14 protein-coding genes and 2 riboswitches are annotated in these 21,881 nt (G+C 52.5%); of the genes, 1 reads left to right on the top strand and 13 read right to left on the bottom strand.

What is annotated here, in order from left to right; translation table 11 throughout:
- Position 1: 1 nt before the first annotated feature.
- A complete protein-coding gene (locus GCU39_RS28555; protein WP_152396578.1) occupies positions 2-292 on the bottom strand; it encodes a YerC/YecD family TrpR-related protein in 291 nt (96 codons plus the stop codon).
- A 202-nt stretch (positions 293-494) separates the two neighbouring features.
- Between GCU39_RS28555 and GCU39_RS28550 the strand changes: the two genes are divergently transcribed.
- A complete protein-coding gene (locus GCU39_RS28550) occupies positions 495-1,013 on the top strand; it encodes a hypothetical protein (RefSeq protein ID WP_152396577.1) in 519 nt (172 codons plus the stop codon).
- A 73-nt stretch (positions 1,014-1,086) separates the two neighbouring features.
- Here the strand turns inward: GCU39_RS28550 and GCU39_RS28545 are convergent, their stop codons facing one another.
- From GCU39_RS28545 to GCU39_RS28490, 12 genes are all read right to left on the bottom strand, one after another.
- The gene (locus tag GCU39_RS28545; protein ID WP_152396576.1) at positions 1,087-3,528 is read right to left on the bottom strand and encodes a universal stress protein; all 2,442 of its coding nucleotides are present in this window, start codon (positions 3,526-3,528) and stop codon (positions 1,087-1,089) included.
- Positions 3,529-3,702: 174 nt separating this feature from the next.
- Positions 3,703-4,329, bottom strand: coding sequence for a potassium-transporting ATPase subunit KdpC (kdpC, locus tag GCU39_RS28540; RefSeq protein WP_152396575.1), 627 nt, complete (start codon positions 4,327-4,329; stop codon positions 3,703-3,705).
- Positions 4,330-4,361: 32 nt separating this feature from the next.
- On the bottom strand, positions 4,362-6,401 hold the full coding sequence (gene kdpB / locus GCU39_RS28535; protein ID WP_152396574.1) for a potassium-transporting ATPase subunit KdpB: 2,040 nt from the start codon (positions 6,399-6,401) through the stop codon (positions 4,362-4,364).
- 25 nt (positions 6,402-6,426) lie between these two features.
- A complete protein-coding gene (gene kdpA / locus GCU39_RS28530; RefSeq protein ID WP_152397477.1) occupies positions 6,427-8,106 on the bottom strand; it encodes a potassium-transporting ATPase subunit KdpA in 1,680 nt (559 codons plus the stop codon).
- A 337-nt stretch (positions 8,107-8,443) separates the two neighbouring features.
- A riboswitch (cyclic di-AMP (ydaO/yuaA leader) is annotated at positions 8,444-8,611 on the bottom strand.
- Positions 8,612-8,683: 72 nt separating this feature from the next.
- Positions 8,684-8,871, bottom strand: a riboswitch (cyclic di-AMP (ydaO/yuaA leader).
- 347 nt (positions 8,872-9,218) lie between these two features.
- On the bottom strand, positions 9,219-12,428 hold the full coding sequence (locus GCU39_RS28525; RefSeq protein ID WP_152396573.1) for a cohesin domain-containing protein: 3,210 nt from the start codon (positions 12,426-12,428) through the stop codon (positions 9,219-9,221).
- Positions 12,425-13,849: a dockerin type I domain-containing protein gene (locus tag GCU39_RS28520; protein WP_152396572.1), complete on the bottom strand. Its 1,425-nt coding sequence runs from the start codon at positions 13,847-13,849 to the stop codon at positions 12,425-12,427. Before GCU39_RS28520 ends, GCU39_RS28525 begins: the two co-directional genes overlap by 4 nt.
- 16 nt (positions 13,850-13,865) lie before the next feature.
- Positions 13,866-15,518: an S-layer homology domain-containing protein gene (locus GCU39_RS28515; protein WP_152396571.1), complete on the bottom strand. Its 1,653-nt coding sequence runs from the start codon at positions 15,516-15,518 to the stop codon at positions 13,866-13,868.
- A 21-nt stretch (positions 15,519-15,539) separates the two neighbouring features.
- Complete coding sequence (locus GCU39_RS28510; RefSeq protein WP_193726667.1) at positions 15,540-16,739, bottom strand: GNAT family N-acetyltransferase; 1,200 nt, start codon at positions 16,737-16,739, stop codon at positions 15,540-15,542.
- A gap of 45 nt (positions 16,740-16,784) precedes the next feature.
- A complete protein-coding gene (locus GCU39_RS28505) occupies positions 16,785-17,780 on the bottom strand; it encodes a zinc-dependent alcohol dehydrogenase (RefSeq protein WP_152397476.1) in 996 nt (331 codons plus the stop codon).
- Between the two features lie 17 nt (positions 17,781-17,797).
- A complete protein-coding gene (locus GCU39_RS28500; RefSeq protein ID WP_152396569.1) occupies positions 17,798-20,062 on the bottom strand; it encodes a helix-turn-helix domain-containing protein in 2,265 nt (754 codons plus the stop codon).
- A 25-nt stretch (positions 20,063-20,087) separates the two neighbouring features.
- A complete protein-coding gene (locus GCU39_RS28495) occupies positions 20,088-20,951 on the bottom strand; it encodes a carbohydrate ABC transporter permease (RefSeq protein WP_152396568.1) in 864 nt (287 codons plus the stop codon).
- Entirely contained in the window at positions 20,945-21,829 is an 885-nt protein-coding gene (locus GCU39_RS28490; protein ID WP_227793670.1) for an ABC transporter permease, read from the bottom strand. Before GCU39_RS28490 ends, GCU39_RS28495 begins: the two co-directional genes overlap by 7 nt.
- Between the last annotated feature and the right edge of the window lie 52 nt (positions 21,830-21,881).

The raw sequence follows: 21,881 nt of genomic DNA, 5'->3' as shown, positions 1-21,881 counted from the left end.
CTTAACGTTCCAACCGCTCGAGCGCCATCGTGTAGCCGTCATTGCCGTAGTTCAGGCAGCGCTTCACGCGCGAGATCGTCGCCGTGCTCGCACCCGTCTCCGCTTCGATCTGATTATACGTGCAGCCTTTGCCGAGCATTCTTGCCACTTCCAGACGCTGTGACAGCGACTGGATCTCGTTCACCGTGCATAGATCATCGAAGAAAATATAGCATTCTTCTACCGACTTGAGCGTTAGCACTGCCTCGAATAATTGATCGATTGTTTTATCATTAAGTTTCTTAAGTTGCACTTTATCTCATCCCCCAGCTACTGGTACTTACCCCCATTGTAACGTAGAGTGCAAATCTATTTCAAGCATTACCGTTTTCCTGCACTACAGAGCGAAAATCTGCCCACATTTTTTGTCAAAAACCGGGCATTCGTCCAGTCATGTTGTTCGCCTAACACATACAGTATTCTATACATCCACCCATAAAGGAAGTGAAATTCCCATGTCGCAGCACCATCCCGCGCGTACACGTCACGTCTCACCGTACCCCGGCGTGCGTAATCCATATAATCGGCATCCCCTGCAAGAAGAATTGACCATTCCGGAGACGACGCCAGCGGCCATTGACGCAGCCCAGTCTTCTTCCCTCGTCCCCTTCGCTAATCCATCTGTCACCCCTGTCACGCCTGTCGCCAGTACGAGCAAGTTCCCTTTCAATTTTAATTTTGGTGACATCAAAGGCTTCATCGACCGTATGGGCGGCATTGACGGGATTGTGAGCACGGTGTCGAAGGTGCAGAAGGTGATGCAGAGCGTCTCCCAGATCGCACCTGTCGTGAAAATGATGGCCGACGTCCTGCTTCCCGGCAAAAAGAAGGATGGTGATGACGATTGGTCCTCAAAAAAACGCAGACGGCGCCGCAGACGCAAGCGCCAATCGACGAACAAATCGAAACAGCGCCGCCGTCCTACCAGCTCCAAAGGCTCCAAAGGTTACAAAGGCTACAAGCCTAAAAGATAAGCAATCCCCTTCTTCACCCTCCCCTTACCATGCACGAAAGGCTGAAGCCTCCTCGCTTCAGCCTTTCTCCCTGCTAACCTTTTTCTATCACTCTTCCATCTCTCGCGAGTCCTCTATGCTTCGCCACAATCAATACATCCATATGCCGCGCCATCCGCAGCAGCTTGTTAATCACCGATCCACGCAGTAGACGCACATGCCATGGACGAGCCGATTGCCCGAGAATCAGCTGCGTGCTCTTCACGAGGTTCGCTTCCTGCATGAATACGTCTGCCAGCTTGCTCGCATGCGGGGCGTGACTAACCTTGAAGGTGCCTCCAAAACGTTCCGTGAGTGCTTCAATCGCCTTCGCCCGCTCCTGCTGCTCCACCGTCATCGGCCCCCCGGTGTGAATATACGCAACATAGAGCGCTGCCTTGAGCCGATACGCGATACGGAATCCACGCCGAATGAGCCGTTCCGCGTTCGAACTTAACGTGACCCCGACGAAGATCACTTCCTTCCGACGCCAGGGGCCGCGAAGCGAAGGCTTCCGTTCCCACGATTCCAGACGTTCATCCACATCGTCCGCCAGCTCCCGCAAGGCTAGTTCACGCAATGCAATCAAGTTCCCCGTCTTGAAAAAATGATTCAGCGACTGTTCTACCTGCTCTCTGCGATAGATATGTCCATCCCGCAGCCGCTGCTGCAGCGTCTTCGGTGCGACATCGATCAACTCTACTTCATCAGCTAGCCGCAAAATATGATCCGGCACCGTCTCTCGCACGCGTATGCCGGTAATCTGTTCCACCGCATCATTCAAGCTCTCTAGATGCTGCACATTCATCGTCGAGATGACGGAGATGCCCGCGGTCAGCAGCCGCTCGACATCCTCGTACCGCTTCTTCAGCTCGCTGCCCGGTACATTCGTATGCGCCAGCTCGTCGACCAACACAGCTTCGGGGTTGCGGCGCAGAATCTCATCCGTGTCCATCTCTTCCATCTGCACGCCGCGATAATCGATCTTCCGCCTTGGGACGAGCGGCAAAGCGCCTACTTGGGCCGCCGTCTCCCGTCGGCCATGCGTCTCCAAGTAGCCGATACACAGGTCTACCCCTTTGCGCAGCAGCTCATTGCCTTCCCGCAGCATCGTATAGGTCTTGCCCACCCCCGGAGCAGCCCCGATATAGACCTTGAAATGCCCGCGCTGCATCGATGCGACTTCCCGCTCAATCTCTTCCTGCGTTAATCGGCGATAGCGATTCCGCTCCAAGTCTCTCAGCTGACCGCGAACGCGCACCTTGCCTAGCGGCTGCTTCGCTTCGCCGCTCGTAACCTGCTCGCCAGCGCCATCCCCGCGCGAAGACAACCGTTTGGTCGGCAGGATCCGTTCCCCCTCCGATTCTGCTCGATCTGCGACGATGAACATATCCACCTGCTTCATTCGCGCGATCAGGCCGTTCAATACCGAACCCTTGAGGAACTCCTGCCAGCGCGTCATCTTCGAATGCCCGATTACGATCCGTGTCACCTGATGATCGAGCGCATACTTCATTAATGTGCGCGGCAGATGCCTCTGCGATGAGAGCGATAGCTCTTCAAACGGCGCGTCGAGCTTCTCTGTCAGCTTCACGATCGACCGCTTGAACGTCGCTTTCTCCTTCGATAGCTCCATGCCGGGTTTCACGAAGGTGACAACGCGCAGATCGCCATTGAGCCGTTTCGCAATCTGCTGGCCTCTTCGAATATAGATCGAGCCGTTCCAGTGATACTGCGCTGCGACGAGAATCCGCTCCGCGGCCCATGACGGCCCGACGAGCCCCAGCCGTTCCCGATGCCGCTCCAGCGACTCGTTCACGCCCTCCGCGACCAGCCGCAGCGCTATCTCGCGCAGCACCGCCAGATTGCCGTGCCGGAAGACAGAGAGGTCTGCTGGCAGCTGCAATCCAGACAAATGCCCTTCCTCCAACCGCTTGAGCAGCGTCTCCGGCGTCACGTCGATCAACCGAACTTCATCCGCCATTTCGAGCGTATCCGTCGGTACGGTCATCTCGGGCATGAAGCCGATATACGGCTTCGCGAACGCTGCAACCTCCTGCAGCTCGTAGACATTGACCGTCGTCGTGACGCTAATGCCTTGCTTCAATAAATACTGGATATCCTCCAGCCGTGTGGCATGGAGCGCACCAGGCCGATTCCGATGTGCGAGGCCGTCGATGAGCACCGCCTCCGGATTACGCTGTACTAGCGCGTCCAGATCGATGTCCTTCTGCTCGACTCCATCCTTGAGCCAATGAATGCTCGGCACCCGCTCCAGATCGCCAATCTGCTCCATCGTCTCGGGCCGCTGCCGCGTCGAGATCGCCGTGAAGACGACATCCACCCCTTGCTTCGCGAGCTGATGTCCTTCGCGTAGCAGGTGGTACGTCTTGCCCGAGCCGCTGACCGCGCCGATCAATATTTTCAGATAGCCTCGCGACAACCGCGTAATCGACTCCAGAATTTCCTCCGGTGTTTTCCTCCGAAACTGCTCCATGCCCCTACTCCTTTGGTTTATCGATTCCCATCAAGCATAAACGCCAACGGCGTCCTTCCAAGGACGGGAAGCGTTTAAGCGAGAAATATAAGAACAATTTATTTGTGAAACTTATAAATTCTTATATTTGAACATGCCCACTCGACCGCAAGGATCAAGTGGACACTCTCTCATCTATTTCATTAATTTCTGCAGATCAATATTCAGCATCAAGACATTCACGCGCGGCTCTCCGAATACGCCGAGATCCCGGCCTTCCGTATGGCTCTCCACCAGCTTCTCCAGCTGTTCTGTGCTAATGCCCGTCAGTTTGCTGATCCGCGGAATCTGTACCTCAGCACTCTTCGGTGAGATATGCGGGTCTAGACCCGACCCCGAATTCGTAAGCAATTGAATCGGTACCTCGCTGAGCGGCACATCCGGGTTACTCTTCGTCCACGCCGCCGCCGATTCCTGCGTCCGCTTCAGCATGTCGGGGTTCGAAGGCGCATAGTTATTCGACCCTGAGCCCGCAGCATTATATTCAATACTGGATACCCGGCCTTGGAAATACTTCTGATCCTTGAACATCTGTCCGATCACCTCGGACCCAATCACCGTGCCGTTCGCGTCTTTAATGAGACTGCCATTCGCCTGCTTCGGCAAGAGCACCTGCGCAAGCCCCGTGGACAGGAGCGGATACACCAGCCCGCAGAGGATAATAAAGACGAGACTGACACGAATTGCTATCGCGACGATGGAGCCGACCGATGTTCGGGCAGGCACCTCAACCGTTGTATTTGTCTGAAGATTCATATTCATGGATATTCCATCCCTTTCTTATCGATTCCGTACTAAATCCAGATGTGGACGACGAGGTCAATCAGCTTAATGCCAATGAATGGTGCGATCACGCCGCCTAGGCCGTAGATCAATAAGTTCCGGCTGAGCAGCTTGCTCGCGCTCATCGGCCGGTAAGCCACGCCCTTCATCGCGAGCGGAATCAAGAGCGGAATAATGACCGCATTAAATATTAATGCCGATAATATCGCGGACATCGGAGACCCGAGCCCCATCACGTTCAAGACATGCATTTCCGGAATAGCTAACATGAACATCGCTGGGATGATGGCAAAATATTTCGCCACATCGTTCGCCACACTGAACGTCGTCAGCGCACCGCGCGTCATGAGCAGCTGCTTCCCGATCGATACGACTTCGATAATCTTCGAAGGGTCCGAATCTAGATCCACCATGTTCGCTGCTTCCTTCGCGGCGATCGTCCCGCTGTTCATCGCGAGACCCACATCCGCTTGCGCTAGGGCCGGCGCATCATTCGTGCCATCGCCTGTCATCGCGACGAGCTTGCCTTCAGCTTGCTCTTTGCGTATGACCGCGATTTTGTCCTCCGGCTTACTCTCAGCGATAAAATCATCCACGCCCGCTTCACGCGCAATGGTCGCTGCGGTCAGTGGATTATCCCCCGTACACATAATCGTCTTGATTCCCATGCGGCGAAGCTGTTCGAACCGCTCGCGCATCCCCGGTTTGACGGTATCCTTCAAATAAATAATCCCAACCAATCGGTCATTCACTGCCACCGCAAGCGGTGTTCCGCCTTCCGAAGCAATCTTATTGCCTTTGTCCGTCAGATCCGCCGGAATCACGCCGCCTTGTTCAAGCACCCAGTGCTTCACCGCATCAATAGCGCCTTTACGAACCTTCCAGCCGTTGGAGAGATCAGCGCCGCTCATCCGCGTCTCTGCCCGGAATTCAATGAACTCCGCACCCTTCGCCAGCGATTCATCGAACGAATGTCCTTCTCTTCGTACCCATTCCAATACAGAACGGCCTTCTGGTGTCTCATCGTGCATCGAACTCACCGCAGCCCACTGGGATACTTCTTCGACCGTCGCTTTGCCGACAGGCACCATGTCGCTCGCCATCCGATTCCCGAATGTAATCGTTCCGGTTTTATCAAGAATCATCGTGTTGATGTCCCCTGCTGCCTCAACGGCCTTACCGGACATCGCGAGTACGTTGAACTGCGTCACCCGGTCCATCCCTGCAATCCCGATTGCGGACAACAGCCCGCCGATTGTAGTCGGGATCAAGCAGACTAACAAGGAGATAAGCACTGGAATTTCCAAGTCGACTCCGACATACTTTGCAATCGGTGCTAGTGTCACCACAACGATCAAGAAGATCACGGTCAATGTAATGAGCAAAATATTCAGCGCAATTTCGTTCGGCGTCTTCTGACGTTCTGCTCCCTCCACGAGGGAGATCATGCGATCGAGGAACGATTCGCCCGGATCATTCGTGATCCGCACTTTAATCTGGTCGCTGACGACACGTGTACCGCCTGTGACGGAACTGAAGTCGCCGCCCGCTTCCTTCATCACTGGCGCAGATTCACCGGTAATCGCGGATTCGTCGACCGTTGCCAGCCCCGCGATCACTTCCCCGTCTCCAGGGATCATCTCGCCCATCGATACGACGACGATGTCGCCTTTGCGGAGCTCGGTTGCCGGCACTTGCTTCACGCCGCCGCCAGGCTGTACTTTATTCGCCAGCACATCACTCTTCGTCTGCTTGAGCGCATTCGCCTGGGCTTTCCCGCGTCCTTCCGCAATTGCTTCAGCGAAGTTCGCGAACAACACGGTGAACAACAAGACGATGAATACCGTTAAGTTAAAACCGAAATTCGCTTCCGCCCCGAATAAGGACGGGAATAAGGTTAACAGCAGGACGATGAACGTCCCTACTTCGACCACGAACATGACCGGATTTTTGATCATGATCAGTGGGTTTAATTTGACGAAGCTCTGGCCTAGCGCATATTTCACAATATCTGAAGTTATTAATGATTTTCGTTTCATGGTCTGATCCATGTTCTTTCACCTCGTTAAATGATCTCTACCCTAATGTCAGGTACTCTGCAATCGGTCCAAGGACGAGCACCGGCAGGAATGTCAGTGCGCCAATGAGAATGACCGTTCCGAGCAGTACCCCTGCGAACAGCTTGTTGTCGGTACGGAATGTCCCGATCGTCTCAGGCACCCATTTCTTGCGCACGAGTGAACCTGCGACGCCGAGCAAGGCCACAATTGAGACATAACGTCCGAGGAACATGACAATCCCAGTTGTGATATTCCAGAACGGCGTGTTATCCGCCAAGCCTTCGAAGCCCGAGCCGTTATTGGCTGCCGAGGAGGTATATTCATAGAGCACTTGCGAGATCCCGTGGAACCCAGGATTGGTAATCGCGCCGGATCCGAGATCCGTTAAAAACGCAATCGCCGTCGGTCCGAGAATGATGAGCGGATGCGCCAGAATCGCAATCGCGATGAGCTTCATCTCATGCGGTTCGATCTTGCGACCCAAGAACTCCGGCGTACGACCGACCATTAAGCCTGCCAAGAATACCGCAAGGATCGCATACATCAGCATGTTGACAAGCCCTACGCCGTCACCGCCGAACACCACGTTCAGCATCATCAGCGACATCGGTACGAGACCGCCAAGCGGCGTTAATGTATCATGCATATTGTTGACCGTCCCCGTCGTGGCCGAGGTTGTTACAGTTGTGAACAGAGCGGATTGCGCAATACCGAATCGCGCTTCCTTCCCTTCCATGCTGCCCTGCGACGTATCGGCGCCGATCGAATTCAAGACTGGATTGCCGTTGCTCTCCGAGACATAGACAAGACTTAGGAACGCTGCGAACAAAATGCCCATGACCGCGAACACGATCCAGCCCTGCTTCTGATTCCGAGCGAAGCGTCCGTACGTATACGTCAGCGATGCTGGGATACACCACATCATTAACATTTCGAGCACGTTCGTTAACGGGTTCGGATTCTCGAATGGATGCGAAGAGTTCGCTCCGAAAAATCCCCCGCCGTTCGTCCCTAGATGCTTAATCGATTCGAGCGAAGCGACTGGCCCGACCGCGATCTGCTGCGTCTCTCCTGCAATCGTATGAGCTTCCACCGTCGCATTCAGCGTCTGCGGCACTTGCAGTCCAACGAGCACCAGCGTCATCACGATCGCCATCGGAATCAGCAACCGGGTATGAGCCTTCACGAAGTCTGTGAAGAAGTTGCCAAGGCCTGTGCCCTTCTTCGTTAATCCGCGGATAAAGGCAATTGCCACCACAATTCCCGTCGCCGCCGAGGTGAACATCATCATCATGATGACGATCATTTGCGAGAAATACGATAGACCCGATTCCCCGCTGTAATGCTGTAAGTTCGTATTGGTCATAAAGCTGATAATCGTATTAAAAGATAACGTCGGCTCCATATTGTCGATCCCGTTCGGATTGAGCGGCAGCCAGCGCTGCACGAGTAAGACCCCAAATCCGATGAGCGTCAATACGAGGTTGGTTAGTAATAGACTAAGCGCGTATCGCTTCCACGACATGTCGCCTTTGTTCTTGAGCCCAATCAGCCAGTAGATGCCCTTCTCCACCGGTCCGAAAATCCGATCCGACCGATTCGGCTCATTCGAAAAAATATGATAGATATAAGTCCCGAGCGGCTTCACGATCAAGAGCAATAGCCCGATGACAATCACGATTTGCAATATATCCATAAGGACGTTCATGTTCATTCTCCCTTTTCAAGAATTCAGGTTTTCATGTTCTGTTCAGATGTTGTTCAAAAGTTGGCTTCTTAGGACCGAGAAGGTTGCGTGAACCCGAAGAAGGAGGAGCGGAGTTTAGGCGAAACCTAAATGAGCACCGGACTTCGAGGGTGAACGCAAGATTCGACGTCGAATTAACATCTTTGAAGCACCTCGTCATAAGGAGTTAACTTTTGAACTTCCTTATTTGGGCATAAAAAAAGAAGCCTGCGGGGGAGGTTATCCATCGCGGCTTCAATTAAGGACACGGCAAATCGCCATGCACCTGTGCATTGAATACGTTCAAGTTGCCTCTCTCGAGACGCTTACGAGGTTAGCTGTCGGATTCGGGCCTAGAGAGTCGCCCTACCTTAGCGCCGTACAAGACGGTGCCTTGGATTCACCCCATGGTCAGCTCTGCCGACCGTTGGTTCCCCCGCTCTTTGCTATAGCAAAGACTCAGCGATAAAGACATGTTCATTTCGAATTGCATGATCGAAGCTGCAGCGCCTTCGCTGCTACAGCCAGCATACATCTACACTTTCCTTCATCCTCTCTCATTCGCTTACGAGGTTAGCTGTCGGATTCGGATGGTGAGAGTCACCCTACCTCGGTACCGTTGTACCCAGGATTCACCCCACATGTACCCGCGCTCGCTCTCACACGAACAACAGGTTCATGACTTATTTGGTTCCCCCGCTCCTTGCTCATGCAAGGACTCAGCAATGTTCATGAATCGTATCATACTCCTCGCGTTGCAACTTGTAAAACCGAATAAATCGCGTAAATAGAATCTGAAAATACTGGAAATAACCATGAAAGCGTTATGAATGAGGTGAATCTCTCGAAATCTCCTATTTTCGCTCGTTAGATCACGTTCACGCATATTTCAGGATGAATACACACTGCTAGCTTAAAAGTTTGTCGTTTTTTTCCATACTCTGAATCTATCCAAATCAATCCAATTCCATGTATGCTAACTACCTGGATTCGATTGCTTCTGCAGCACACAAAAATCTCCCCTCGGCCAGTGGTCGCACACCGTTCACCGAGAGGAGATGCTCAGAAATTCCTTGTTCCTATTACTTCTGTTCCAGCGTTTTCAATACGACCAGCGACAAATCACTGATATCGATTTTTCCATCGCCGTTCAGATCCATCATGCGATTACCTTCTTCCAGCGATTTGCCTAATTGCTGGGCAACAAGCGTGACATCCTGTGCGTTCACTTGATGGTCTTGGTTCACGTCTTCTACATCGTACGCGAACTGTACGCCAAGCTTCACATCTGCAGGCAGCGTGTAAGACAGCTTTGTCAGATCTGCATTCTTGTCGGCAAATAGCGACTCCTTCGTAAGCACGATTTCCGCTGGATCTCCGAATTGCTTCGCCTTCAGCGTAATCTGTGCCACGTCCACGCTGCCGCCAAGCGCCCTTGCTCCCAATAGCGTAGCGATGATGTTGACCTTGCCGTGCGTCTGATCCTGGTTCCAGCCGAGATAGGCGTTGGAATCAGAACCGAAGCTGCTAGCCATCTGCACATCCACGACTTCGAAGAGTGCCGGATCGAATGCCAAGGATGCCTGCACGGCAGCCAAGTCGGTCACATCTTGCGCCTGCAAGGTAACCTTGAACGATTCCCCGACAGCGACTTGGCCATCAACCTTCAACTTCAAGCTGCCTGGCGATTGTCCCTCGAAGGTGACTTGATCATAGTAGCCGATCATCATGTTCCATGCCGACGAATACAAAGCAATCCTCGCATAGGCTGCTTGCTCCGGAGCCACACCAGATGCAGAGATATCGACCCATTGCTTTTGCGGCATGCCTTTAATAACCGTACCTGCTACTGTACTGATCTGCTTGCCGGATTTGTCGTAAAAATAGAGTATGATGCCAGAATCATCGGTTCTTGACCCTTCAATGAGTCCTTGCTCAATATAGAGCTTCGCAGCGGCCGTATATTCAGCGCCGCGGACGACTGGGATTGGATCGCTGAGATAGCTGCCCGTTCCCGCACTACCTTGCGCTTGGTCTACGACCTTCAAGCTCTGTCCCGGATCTCCGCAATAACTCTGCTCGCTCGAGAGACTAAATTCTGTCACCGTTGTCGTATAAGCATTGCTCCAGCCCGGAATGCTGTTATCTGGCTTGAGCGGCTCTTCGAAGCATCCGTTACGCACCGGCAGCTTCACGCTCGTCGATGCGGAGATTGGAATCATCATCAGCTTCGTGCCGTCGGTGTAATAGATTTGCTCTTGTCCTTCCGCATCCTTGGCCAGCGTCATGAAGCTCATCTCGAAATTACTTGGCGTTAGCGAGCGATACTCTAGCGTGTCTGGATCCACTACCGTCATCCGATTCGCAAGTCCGGCATAGAGGAGACCATCCTCGCCCCAGCGGAAGTAGTATGGACGCCACATGCCGTAATCCTTTACATCCGGATAGATATTTTTCTGTTTCGCAATCGACAGATCATTCGGATTTAATGCAAACAGGATACCATCGACACCGCCCCACAGCAATCCGTCTTTCCCGAAGGTCAGACCGCTGATCATGCGATGTTTGCCGAGCCCTGCTAGCCCGGTAAGCTCTTTATGCATCGTCATTTCTGTTGTCGCCATATCAAAGACGAACACTTCTGGATTGCTCTCTGGCATTGTCGTGTTCAATCCGCCCGATTTCGTAGTCGAGCCATAAATCTTGCCATCCTTGTATGCGAGCCCAATAATGCTATGATCTTTGATCAGATTGCGGTAGACTTGCTTCTCTCCGCTCACCAAATCGTAAATCGTTATCGCCCCGCCTAGTTGCCCATAATCCGGTATGGTACCGATGATCAGCTTGCCGTCGGCATACGCCATTTTGTAAGGCCGATCTTGGTCTGATCCGATCTGGAACAGCTGCTTCGGTTCGCTCATCTTGCCGCCGGAGATGTCCACCTCATAAATATATCCGCCAGGATAGATGCCGTAGTAGACCTTATTGCCAACCGACACGATGCCTTCCGCCTGCCCGATCAAGAAATTCGAAGATTGCTTCGTTCTCGGATCGAACACACCGCCGACGCCGCCCGGATAAGCCGACATGTAGAGGCGTCCGTCCGTTCCCTTCTCCATGTTATGGATCGGAAGCGGTCCGCCTTTGGCGGCGACGCCCGGCATATCTTTACGAATGCCTTTCTTCACATCCAGCGCCGACAATTTGCCGTTCGCTTGAATCGTAACAATGGTGCGATCCGGGGTTAGCTCAGGGTCCCCCATATCGATCCAAGCCGCTCCTCGGAGCGACGTCGCGAAGCTGATACCGGTATTTCTCGTCTGAAGCGTCCCGAGGTCAACTTCCAGAATGCCGCCGTGCGCAGGAACATAAGCTTTGCCGTCAGCCACGGGAATTTGGTTGTAGCTCATCACACCCCGGCCGCTTACCGGATCGATGCCGATCGATTTATTTTCCCACTGCTGTGTCTCCAGATTGAAGTACACCATGATCAAGCCTGCTTTGCCGCTCGCCTTCACGAACAGGTATTTGTCCACGACAGCCATGTCATAGGCGAATTCCAGATCTTCATGGGGGACGCCGAGAATGCCCGGCACCGCATCGGAGATGACTTCCGAAGCTCCTGTAGCCACATTCACCTTCACAACCTCGAACGGCAGCGCCATGCCGGCATAAATGTATCCGTCGTGATACGCCATGGAACGGATATAATTGTGGTCTGCCAGCAAGCTGCCATAATCCTTAAGCTCCTGTGTCTTCGGATTGTAGCGGAACAGCTTGCCATGATCGTAGGTCCCGATATAGACATTGCCGTCCGGATCGGTCGTCATGGACCATACGGATTTCTCGCTTCCGAGCACCTTCAGCTTCTGCACCTTCTTGGTCACCGGGGAATAGCTCCAGAGCTCGCCCGTGCCTGACGAAGTGATGGCACCGATATAGACGGTCTGATCCGGTGCGATGACATGTCGCCAAGACTGGGCTACACCTTCCAGCTCGAAATCGCGAATCAACTGATTATTCTTCACATCAATCACGTTAAATACGGCCGGCGTCGTCGATGCGGTGGTGTACAGCACGTTCTTCCCGTCTTCCTTCCCCATCACGCCATCGTTAATCGAAACCGTACGAATCGGATAGCCCATATTTTCGGGCGTGCCGAACTTGATTTTGGACAATGGACTCCCTTGTTCTGCTGCTGCATCCGCCCTAGGCGGCATGAACAAGCTCAGTCCCAGCGCTGCCATGAGTAATACGGCGAGCGAACAGTTCTTCCAACCACGCAGTTTCATAGACTGTGCCCTCCTTCGTTCGAATTCAGCAGCTTCGACAAGATCGCATGGGTCAGCATGTCAACATCCGACCGATCCACTCTGCCGTCGTTATTGATATCGTACTTCCAGTTCTCATTGGTCACCATTTGGCCTGTCAGCTTGGCTACGGCCATCACATCATAGAGATCGACCTTGCCGTCGCCGTTCACATCCAGCGATGCTCTGCGAACATGGGCGCTTGATCGTTCATCCGCAGCGCGGACATACATCTTGTTATTCTGAACCCCGTCCGTATCCTGCACACCGGAGCTTTGCAACAGCGTGACATCTGCTGTCTCCGCATCTCCTGACAATCGGAAAGTCACATTCAAGACTTGCTTGTCGCCGCTCACGGTAGCGCCTGCTGGTCTCGACACATCGAAGGTGAGCAGACCTGGATCTTGGGCACTCCAATGCATCTCGGCCGCCCCGCCCGTATTAAAATCATCGGCTACAGCAACATCTATCACCGTAAGCACCGCCGGATCATAGGCCAAGCTTCCAGATGCCGTCTGAACGTCAATCCCTCGGCTCAGCATCACCTTCGCTTCAAGGAGCTGACTGCCGATAATCCCTGTCGGCATTTGCAAGTGCAGGGTGCCTGGGGCCTTCTCCTCCTGTGGCGAAGTTAAGGTGAAATCGTCATAAAATGCCCCGGATTCCGCCGTAAAATAGTTAGAGATCGAGGCCGCCATTCTTGCATATGCCGCATTGGCTGGGGCAATCCCCGTGACGGTCACCCGCGTCCACTCTCCGACTTTTCTTAAATGAACGATGTTCTCCCCGTCCTTATCAGTATTGACCTGTTTGCCTGCCTCATCGTAGAACCGTAGCACGAGACTGGCCCCGCCTGCATTCCCCGCATTTGGCGCGATATAAATCATCGCTGAACCGTTGTACGAATAGCCTGGCGTGACTCGGCGCGGATCGCTCTGCAAATAGATCGGAAGTGTATTGGACTTATCGACAAGCTTGAGGCTCGAACTGCCGTAATACCGCACATCCTGTGTGATTCCATGGGAAGTTGCCTCATTCGCGGCGAAAAACATGCTCCAGCCTGGGATCGTTCCATTGGTATTCAGCGGCGTCTCAAAGTCATGGTTCGTGAGAGGAATATTGGTATAGACCGTCTGGGTCACCGAAGCAGCCTGTTCTGCTAGCTCGACTAGCGGAGCCGCTTCACCATCTTCTACAACTTGCGCATCATCCGGTGTATTGCCTGACTCATCGATCTGGGGATCGGTAGATTCACCCACTTGCCCATCCGTCGGCTGTTCCTGATTCGACGTAGAAGCCTGAATCGGGCCGGGAGCCATCATGAACGACGGCAGTGCCAGCAATACCGTTAACATCGCCATACATGCGATTTTGCGCACCTTTTTATATTTGGAGTCTATCATGTGTGATTCTCCTCCCTTAGTTCAATTGCTGAAGCATCTTCCAAATGAACACAGACGTATCTGCTCGATTCGATGACTGCTTCGGCATGAATTGGTTCTGTCCTGTACCCGATATGAGGTTCATGCCTCTTGCCTTGCTCACGGCTTCCTTCGCCCAGCCGCTGATTGCTGCGTCATCCGCGAACTTCTCGCCAGATCCCAAGGTGCTGTCCGGCACAGGCTTCAAGGCCTTCCATGCATTCATCGCAATAACAACCATCTGCTCACGCGTCACTTGATCATTCGGCCTGAAGGTACCATCTTCAAATCCGTTGATGATATGAAGCTCACGCAGCGTCTTAATCGATGGGGAATACCACGCATCCGCTGCAACGTCAGCATAGGCGGTCCCAGACGTGCCACCTTGCGCAGCTAGCTGATCCAAGGCAAGCGCGTTCACGATCATGGTGGAGAATTCGGCGCGGGTCACTGGTCTCTCCGGAGTGAATAACGTCTCCGATGTGCCTTGCACGATATGTCTTGCCGTTAATACGTCGATCGCATACCGAGCCTCCTCATAAATACGGGATGTATCTGTATAGGTCTTGACGTATTCCTGGATACGGTATTTCCCCGCCTGCTTCACACCGATCGTGAATGTCGCGGCATCGATCTGATGAACGGCTCCCCGTACATATTCCCATGTTCCGGCATTCTCGTTATATCGATATACGCCGAGCTTGCTGGCATCCCGACCAGCCAGTGTATAGACCATTACTGCCTTCAGCTGGGCCTGCGAGATTTGTGGAGCATTCATATTCCATTTGGACAGTGAAGCTTGAACGCTGTGAAGTAACGCATCACGTTGACGCACATCGTCCGCAGAAATGGCATAGACCGCATCTTTTCCCGTCCCATCTTGGCTCACAGCAACTTGGGAAAGATCCTTAACAATCGATGCCGCAGCCTTCAGCAGTGCTTCCTTATCCGCAGCGGCCGGCTCCGATGTCATCCCGTTCAGCAGCGCTTGCAGCATCTCTGCGGCCCGAACCGCATCCTTTTCCTTCAAGACGGCATTCAGACGCTCAGTCAGATTTGTGGATGTTGACGGCGTTGATGGTTGACTAGGTCCGTTCCCTCCTGGCGTCCCCCCTGGCGCCGTACTGTCCTGCTTTGCAATTTTAACCGTAACCGCGTCACCCATCCCGGTTGTAAGCGATTTCAAATCTTTGTATCCTTGGGCATTGATGAGCCTTTCGCTGCTCACAGCTTTAACACTCTGGATTGTGATCACCGCGTCTTTCACTTGCTGCGCTAGGAATGTAATCTCAGCTAGACGGACTGTCGCCTGCGGGGTAGACTGCAACTGCTTCCTTACAAGCGGCAGGAACAGCTTCCCCTCACTGGCATTGATCGTATAGGCATCGAAGGCATCGTATGCCTCACCAGCTGCAACACCTTGCACCTTCAGCGCCTGGGCATCATAGGTTAACGCAACCTCAACGCCGAATAGATCATTGAACCCTTCTCCGCTCACTTGCAGCTTGAACGTATCCCCGATACGCACGCTGTTCGATGGGCTGCTGATTGTAATCTGTGCACCTTCAGCTGCCTTTACGTCTGCACTTCCCATGGTGAAGAACGCAGAACTGAACAAAATCAGGCATAGGGTGAAAATCATCTTTTTCATCCTTATTTCTCCTTTCTTCGGTTAAAATCGATCCATCAGGTAGAAAACGGTGTTTTGCTTCGGAAATAGCGCTTCGAGCACAAGCGAATGCTGCTCATCCAGAGCGGTTTCGTCAATCCCATGCAGCAGCAGACGCATGAATTCCTGCTGTGTCATGCTGATGCGTACGTATTCACTTCCTTCGCGCGGAACAGCGGCGACAGCAACTTGCCCATCCAAGGCATGAAAATAGGCTTTTTGCCCTGCGCATTCCCATTCGATAAGCAATGGCTGATCTGCAAGTGCTCCATGATGCTGCAGCCTGCGCTGGAAGACGGGAACCAGCTTCGCCAGCAGCAGCTGAAACCGGATGATCTTCCACATCATGTACGTTAGCGTCTTCTTCACGGCACCCTGTACCAGTAAATGTTCGGCGAGTATATGGTCGGCGGGAAGATTAGCCAGCATACACTTCGCTTCCGGCCGCTGCTCGGCCAGTGCATAGAACAACGGGATAGCTGCGCCCTCCTCGCCCTTGCGATAACATAATTCATCGAGATAGACGGTTCCGTCCTCCTCCGGTTTGGTGATATGGCCGTAAGCAACCACAACCCCTTCCCGCTTCGCGAGCAGGCAAGTCGTCGACCGCCATTTCGGCCAATGCAGCCGATCAAGCCAATAGCTGGATGGGCGAATGACCGTACCGGTTCGATGCTCGTTAAATTGCTCGTAAATGCTGGCAACGACATCCGTATCGGACGGATCGAACGGAACGATCTCGTAGCTATCATTGCTGCCGGTCGTCACCCCTGCGAGGTCCAGTTCGTACATCGTCTCCGGGACGGTACTCCAACCGGCCTTCTCATAGAACGGGTTGATCACGGCAAATAGCAAGGAAAGGTCATATTCCTGCTCCTCCATCCATGCCGTGATATCGTGCAGCATGTGCCTGCAATGCCCCTGTCCCCGATAGGCGGCAACCGTCGCCACGCTGCCGATCCCTCCGATGTTCACCGCTGCATCGTCCACACGGCCGATGAAAGGGAACAGCTGCACAGTAGATGCAATATCCGGCCCCTGCGCGGCGATCCAGGTCGTGGATAGATCATAGGTTGAATCATGTTCCATGCGCTGTCGGAAGAAATCTCTCCCAATAGGAAATGCGTCGCCGAGCACATCGTATACGGCTTCCAATTCAGCGCGGTTCGTGATGCTTCGAATTTCTGGCTGCTCTCTTGTCATGAACATCTAGCCCTCCCGGTGCTATAGAAGCGTGAACTCTCTTATCTAGTATTTGATGACGGTCGCGATCGTCTCTGTTGGCTGTCGATAATTCTCATAGGCCTTTGCAGCATCGTCGACCGCATACACATTCGTGATGAGCTTCTTGATCGAGATGCGTCCCTCCGCCAATAAACGAATGTATTCCTCGACGTTGCGGCCCTCCGTCCAGCGGACATAGCCGATCGGATAATCCCGATTCTCCCGCTCATACTGCGCGTCATACCGTCCAGGACCGCCTGCGCGCGATATCAGCACCTGCGCTTCCCGCCCGAACATGAGCTCCCTGGAGAACTCGGCCGTCAAATCGCCGACAATGACGATTTTCCCGCGATCACGAATCCATCCCATCGAGCTATTGATAAGCTGCTCCCCTGGACCGCTGGCACAGTGCAGGACGGCATCCGCCCCGAACCGCCCGACCGCCTCCTTGAGCCGCTCCTCCATCTCCGCTTGGTCCTGATACATGTGCGTGAATCCCTGCTCTTGCAGCATCGCGACCCGGTCGCCTCTGACATCGAGACCTACGGTTCGGTATGCAGCCGCACCCGCAATCTGCGTGATGAGGTTGCCGAGAATGCCGAGCCCGACGACAATGACCGACTCGCCGAACCGCAAATCCGCCGTACGAAGCGCATGAATCGCAATCGCGCCAAGACCGGCAAAGGCAGCCTCCTGCGGATCAACGTGATCCGGCACGACGGCGACCAAATTCGCCGGAACTGCCAGCCATTCCGCATGGTGGACATAAGGCGCGCCATAACAAGCGACCAGCTGGCCAACCTGAATATGCTCCACACCCTCTCCTACCCGCTCGACCACACCGACCGCATTATAGCCAAGCGTTGCGAGCTGATCCGAGGCTTTCCGGACGAAGATCATTTCCGTGCCCGGACTAATTGCCGAGTACGTCGTCCGGATCAGTACGTGTCCGTTCAGCAATGCCGGCTTCTCTTTCTCCGCAATGATTATTTTTCCATGTTGTGTTGCAATCGTCTTCATCACGTCGTCACTCCAACTTATTCGCTCGAATTTTGTTTACGATATTCGCTCGGTGAAATGCCGTAATACTTTTTGAATGTCGTCGTGAAGGTAGAAGAATTCAGATATCCCGTCTTCTCTCCGATTTCGCTAATCGACAAGGAACTGTCCTTCAGCAATTCTTTGGCATGCGACAGTCTCACCTTATTGAGATACTCCACGTAGTTGATCCCGAACGTCTTTTTAAAATAACTCGAAAAATATTTCGGCGACGTCTCCACAATCTCCGCAATATGATCCAGATATAAATTCTCCATATAGTGCAGCTCGATGTACTGCGAAATGAAGTTCGGATTGAGTCGGTTCGTCTCCTCCTGCTTGCTGTGCTTGGCAATATGCTTCGCCGCCTCGATCAGCGCTTGCTCGATATCCAGATAGTCATGGGCGAAATCGATCCTGTGCAGGAACCGCTGCTCCAGCTTATACATTTCATCATCTGCATTGGCCGTTACGCTCGCATGCCGCAGCATGTACAGGAACATCGTTTTGGCGATATGCCCCATCTGATGATGATGAACATTGCGATTCGCGTTCTCCCGGAGCGTCTCGGAGATGATCTCTTTGGCCTCCTGCAGCTTGCCGTTCGCCATGTAGTTGGACAGCTTCTCAATGCGGTCGAACGGGAAATACAGGCTCCATCCGTAATGAATCTTCTCCACATCCAGCACATGAGACGACTCGTTCACGGCCCGGTATAACAAGCCATTCATCGCACTGCGATAGGCCGGCTTATAGTTCACCAGTTCGGCAGTGTACAGCTTGCTCACGCTCGCCCACACCGAATACCCTTGCAGCTCCTCCTGTTCCAGCTGAGCGAACATCCCTTTCAAGCGCTTCAACAGCAGGGACCGATCATTCGGCTGCTCCATGCCGACGAGCGTTATGAAGTGCAGGTTCTTGTCATAGAACACATGGACATCGTCGCTTACCTTCTGCAGAACTTGATGCAGAACCTCGATGATCTTCTCCACCGGTAACATCGGCTGCTGCTCTTTATCCTTCGGATCCAAATGCACCATCGTGATGGCGAAATATTTGCTGCGCACCGGATCGCTATAGATGCTCTGCGGCTGCAGATCAGGATCGGCAGCGTAAGCGTATTCATCGACAGCCTGCAGGAATAAGCTTCGACGCGCTTCTGACTCCGCTACCTTCAATTGCTGCTTCGTCTCATCGATCTCCATTTGCATTTTCACGACACCGCTCAATATTTTGCGGAAATCATTTCCCCTGCTGGTGCCGCCAAGCTGACGAATGATCTTCTTGACCGGCCTGTTCAAATAAATGCTGAGCAGCACAGACAACAGGATCGCACTGATGATGGCCGAGATCATAATCATCTCATTGGCACTGATGACGGAATCGATATTCTGGAACTGGTACGGCACTTTGTTGATATACACAAAATCGTTGAATTCCGACTTGTAGAAGTTGTATTGATAATCTTCCTTCGTCAACGACCCTTCATCGGACGCATTGAAATAAACCTCGTCCATCACGCCCGATAAATCGGTGCTCGCATCCGTGCTCATGACCACGCTGCGGTCTTGATCGAGCACGATCAGCGAAGCGCCCGGTATCATCTTCTGATTCAGATGCTTGAGCAGAGCCGTCTCATCCATGAGAATAATGATGTTCTTGTTCGAGATACGGATCTTATTTCCGGCGATAGCGACCATCAATTTCTTGCGCTGCCACGATGCATCCGTTGCAACCTTGAAATATTGTCCGGGCATCACCTTGAAGCCGTGCTTCCCCTTCACGTACGTGCGCCAATAGTTCTCGTTATACAGATCATGCTTGTATTTCTTATCGAACAATTGGTTGAGGCTGCTCGTTCCGATGGAGGTAATGGCGAGATCCATATCGTCGTAGAATACGATCACTTCCTCGATGAAATCCACGGAGGAGACAAGTGTGGAAATGCTGTCCTGCATCGTATATACCTTGGCCATGTCAATACGCCCGTCTTCTTCCGATTCCAGGCTGCTGTAAGGAAGCCCGTGAATGGCATGGATGATGTTGTTGACCGACCGAAAGCTGTCGTCGAAGGACTGAATCATCGTTTTGACCGCAAGATTGTTGTTCTGCGCGACCTTCTCGTAGATCCCGGAGATAGAGTTCTTATAGACAATATAATTGGATACATACATGATGCCGATGACTAGGAGCAGCGAACAAAAAATTTGCACGATACCCGTATTCGTAAATAAACGCTTCAAGTCGTAGCCATCCTTTCTCATTGTTGTTTATCCAATTATACATGAGTCACCCTTTCTCGGAACCTAACATAATTCCTTTCGCAAAGTACTTTTGGGCAAACGGATACATCAATAAGACAGGGATCATCGACAATACGATCGTTGCATTCTTCTTCGCTTGAGGCGCGAGTGCCGCCGCATCGACCAATCCTGTCTTGGCGCCATCATCGAAGATGAGCATATCCCGTAGAACGACCTGCAGCGGATACATGCTTGAATCTGTTAGATAGATCATCGGCAGGAAGAAGCTGTTCCAGTGTCCCATGAAATAGAAGAGCCCGATCGACGCGAGCGCCGGTTTGGATAGCGGAATGACGATGTTGAACAGAATCCTGTATTCCGAGGCCCCGTCGATCAATGCCGATTCGCGGACCTGCGAAGACATGCTCTCATAGAAGCTCTTCAGAATAATAAGCTCCATCGTCCAGATCGCATTTGGAATGACGAGCGCCCACACGGTATCGGTAAGTCCCAGCCCTTGTACGATTAGATAATTCGGAATGATGCCCGGATTGAGGAACATCGTGAGCACGATCCCGATCATCCAATATTTACGCCAGAAGAAATCTGGACGGGACAACGGATACGCCGCGATCGCAGTCAACAACAAGTTGATAAAGGTCCCGAATCCCGTATAAAAAATCGTATTCAGGTACGCTCTCGGTATCCGTTTGTCCTTGAGAACCTCCAAGTAAGCATCAAAGTTAATGCCTCGCGGTAGCAACGTGACTTTCCCCTGAACAACGGAAGCCGTATCGCTGATCGATATCGAGAAAATATAAATGATCGGATAGACCGTCATCAGTCCAATGCAGCATAGGATCAGGGCGTTGATGACTCCGAACAGATTAAGCTTGGATTCTCCTACCATAGCCCCTTACCTCCAGCCTTTCTGCTTATGAAGTTTGCCGACAGCAGCATAATCATGGCGATTAACGCTTCGAACATGCCAACAGCGGCAGCATAGCTGTAATTGGATTCAAGCAATCCTTTTCTGTATACATAAGTAGAGAATACATCCGCTACTTCGTACGTCGTCGGCGTGTAGAGCAGCAACACTTTCTCATATCCGATCCGAAGCATGTTCCCCGTTTTCAAAATGAACATAATGAGAATCGTCGGCATGAGACTTGGGATCGTAATGTACCACAGACTCCGAAGCCTGCTGCATCCATCGACCCTGGCCGCTTCGTACAGCGTCGGGCTAATGCCTGCGATCGCAGCGAGATAGATGATTGCTTCATAGCCCATGTTCGCCCAAATATCCGACGCGACATAAATGGTTCGGAACCATTCCGGCATGATCAAAAAGTAAATTTTCTCAAACCCTAGCGCGGCCATCAGCTTGTTGATCAAGCCGCTGCTTGGTGACAAAAAGTCGATCACCATGCTGCTAATAATGACAACGGACAAAAATGCCGGCAAATACGTCAGCGTCTGAATTGATTTTCTCATCCATTTCACCCGAAGTTCATTCAGCATGATCGCCAAAAGAATTGGAACCGGAAATCCGAAGATCAATGAGAAAAATCCTAGTGCCAGCGTGTTTCTGAACAGCAGCCAAAAATCATTGCTTGAGAAAAACTTGATGAAATGCTTAAGACCGACCCATTTGCTGCCCAAAATGCCTTCGAATACGTTATAGTCCTTGAACGCAATCGTTAAGCCGAACATCGGCCCGTACCTGAAAACAATATAAAAGATGAGGCATGGCAGAAAGAGAACCAATAACTGTCTGTCCCGTTTCATATGCTTCAGCGTCCCGATCAGCGAGACGGAAATCCGTGACGCAAGCGATGGC

Source organism: Paenibacillus guangzhouensis (genome assembly GCF_009363075.1).
Taxonomy (GTDB): Bacteria; Bacillota; Bacilli; order Paenibacillales; family Paenibacillaceae; genus Paenibacillus_K; species Paenibacillus_K guangzhouensis.
This window is presented reverse-complemented; position numbering and strand designations above follow the sequence as displayed.

Excerpts from the sequence above, each read along its gene's own strand:
- GCU39_RS28515 (WP_152396571.1), bottom strand. The coding sequence starts at position 15,518 with ATGAAAAAGATGATTTTCACCCTATGCCTGATTTTGTTCAGTTCTGCG.
- GCU39_RS28510 (WP_193726667.1), bottom strand. The coding sequence starts at position 16,739 with ATGACAAGAGAGCAGCCAGAAATTCGAAGCATCACGAACCGCGCTGAA.
- GCU39_RS28550 (WP_152396577.1), top strand. The coding sequence starts at position 495 with ATGTCGCAGCACCATCCCGCGCGTACACGTCACGTCTCACCGTACCCC.
- GCU39_RS28495 (WP_152396568.1), bottom strand. The coding sequence starts at position 20,951 with ATGGTAGGAGAATCCAAGCTTAATCTGTTCGGAGTCATCAACGCCCTG.
- GCU39_RS28520 (WP_152396572.1), bottom strand. The coding sequence starts at position 13,849 with ATGATAGACTCCAAATATAAAAAGGTGCGCAAAATCGCATGTATGGCG.
- GCU39_RS28505 (WP_152397476.1), bottom strand. The coding sequence starts at position 17,780 with ATGAAGACGATTGCAACACAACATGGAAAAATAATCATTGCGGAGAAA.
- kdpA (WP_152397477.1), bottom strand. The coding sequence starts at position 8,106 with ATGGATATATTGCAAATCGTGATTGTCATCGGGCTATTGCTCTTGATC.
- GCU39_RS28525 (WP_152396573.1), bottom strand. The coding sequence starts at position 12,428 with ATGAAACTGCGTGGTTGGAAGAACTGTTCGCTCGCCGTATTACTCATG.
- GCU39_RS28545 (WP_152396576.1), bottom strand. The coding sequence starts at position 3,528 with ATGGAGCAGTTTCGGAGGAAAACACCGGAGGAAATTCTGGAGTCGATT.
- GCU39_RS28500 (WP_152396569.1), bottom strand. The coding sequence starts at position 20,062 with ATGAGAAAGGATGGCTACGACTTGAAGCGTTTATTTACGAATACGGGT.
- kdpC (WP_152396575.1), bottom strand. The coding sequence starts at position 4,329 with ATGAATATGAATCTTCAGACAAATACAACGGTTGAGGTGCCTGCCCGA.
- kdpB (WP_152396574.1), bottom strand. The coding sequence starts at position 6,401 with ATGGATCAGACCATGAAACGAAAATCATTAATAACTTCAGATATTGTG.
- GCU39_RS28490 (WP_227793670.1), bottom strand. The coding sequence starts at position 21,829 with ATGAAACGGGACAGACAGTTATTGGTTCTCTTTCTGCCATGCCTCATC.